The organism is Richelia intracellularis HH01 (assembly GCF_000350105.1).
GTDB lineage: Bacteria > Cyanobacteriota > Cyanobacteriia > Cyanobacteriales > Nostocaceae > Richelia > Richelia intracellularis.
In genome coordinates this window covers 1-2,004 of record NZ_CAIY01000040.1, presented here as the reverse complement: position 1 = coordinate 2,004, position 2,004 = coordinate 1, and the positions used below count along the sequence as shown (strand labels likewise).

The window sequence follows — 2,004 nt, the reverse complement described above, 5'->3', positions numbered from 1 at the left end:
ATAAGTATTAGTAACCATTAGCTTATATATATTTCTATAAATATATATATCTGTTAAGTGAAGATTCAATCTTAACTTTCCATATAGTTGTAGATATATATACCTAAAAAATATTTGAGAATTACCATTTCTTATTCAGGTATATCTGGCTAAGTTATATTTTAGAGTCTTATAAGTTACTTTATATCTGGATTTAGAGAGTAAATAGTTTCACTAATTATTTGCAGATTAATATGATTAATGCCTTAAGTATTAGTTGTCACTATATTCTTCTACTGTAGAATATGGCTACGCTTTTATACGATAAGAATCGATATAAATAGCCTAAAACTTTATTAGTTTTAGTCTCTCTTGTATTAATATTAATATGCAGAAATAACCGTTAAATTATTTAATAATTTAACATTAATGTATGTATCTCCTGGCATTTCATCTAATTCAAAGAATCTGATATCCATTACCACTATACTATGGTTTGAATACAATATATTTTATACTCTTAAATACTGATTGCCAGAAGACTATATTTTTACTTGTTTACTCTTCCATAGAGTAACCAAGTTCTGCCAAGCGAATCCTTGACTGTCGCCATTTAGGTTTTACTTTAACAAAAAGTTCTAAGTACACTTTTCCAGAAATTAGCTTTTGAATTTGTTTTCTAGCTTTACTTCCAATGGCTTTTAGCATTAATCCACCCTTACCGATTAAGATTCCTTTTTGAGAATCACGTTCCACATTAATGGTTGCAATTATGCGAGTAATAGTAGGAGTCTCTAGAACCAAATCAATTGCAATTGCGACTGAGTAAGGTATTTCTTCTTTGGTTAATAGTAATATCTGCTCGCGAATCAATTCACCCATGATAAATTTTTCTGGCTGGTCTGTGTGCAAATCTGGAGGGTAATAGTAAGGTCCTGGTTCTAGATTTTGGATGAGTAATTGCTGTAACTGGGGTAAATTTTTCCCCACCTTGGCAGAAAATCTTACCATTTGCCAGCTATACATTTCTGATAGTTCAGTATAACTTCTATCAATTTCCTTACTATCAGTGTATTCTTGGTCAATTTTATTAACTCCTAAAATAACTGGCGTAGGATATTTTTTGAGTAACTCAGCAATATAGCGATCACCTGCACCACATTCAGTTGTACTATCTACCACAAATAGAAGTATATCCACTGATTCAATTGCTCTTTTCGCATTTTGTATTAAGATTCTACCCAATTGATGATGTGGTTTTTGAATACCTGGAGTATCAACAAGAATTAATTGTGCTTCTGGAGTAGTTAAAATTCCCCGCAAACGATTGCGTGTAGTTTGTGCGATGGGGGAGGTTATAGCAACTTTCTGACCTATTAGGTGATTAACCAAAGTAGATTTACCAACATTGGGGCGACCAATAATGCCAACAAATCCTGATTTTAATTCAGGAGGAGCTTGTAAAATCTTAGATGTCCTAGAAGAAAATAATATATTACTTTCAGAACTATTCACTAGTGGTTTTCCTGCTCTATTTTAAGGTAAAAAAATGATACCATTTTGTTAATGATAGGAAGTCAAAAGTTTTGATATTACTGAACTTTAGAGTAAATTTTTACTTAATAAATATAACGATCAATATGATTGACTTACAGTATTGAACTACAATATATATGAGAAATTAAGGTTTTTTTATATATCAAATAAACCCTATACTTTTATACCTATTATTTGATACATAATGGGATGATATATTTGAGATTTTATCTAAATTGTAATAAATACTTTTCTGACTCCATAGAAAAATACTATTTTCAACAAAACTATTTCCAACAGAGAAATTAGAATCTTTTATTTTAAGAAGGTATTTTAAATCTCAGGTAAGTTATAAAAAAAACTCACAATCAAGATATACAAGATATAAATGAATAGTAAACATTGGGTTTGCTTTTATATATTAGTAAAGCACACTCCTATAAACTAAAATACAATGAGGTTAATTTAATAGCAGTCTAATATAAAAAA

General features: G+C 29.5%; 1 protein-coding gene. It reads right to left on the bottom strand.

What is annotated here, in order from left to right; all coding sequences use genetic code 11:
• Positions 1 to 537: 537 nt before the first annotated feature.
• Positions 538 to 1,494 (bottom strand): GTPase Era, encoded by a 957-nt coding sequence (gene era, locus RINTHH_RS04850; RefSeq protein ID WP_008233565.1) that lies wholly within the window; start codon positions 1,492 to 1,494, stop codon positions 538 to 540.
• Positions 1,495 to 2,004: the final 510 nt, after the last annotated feature.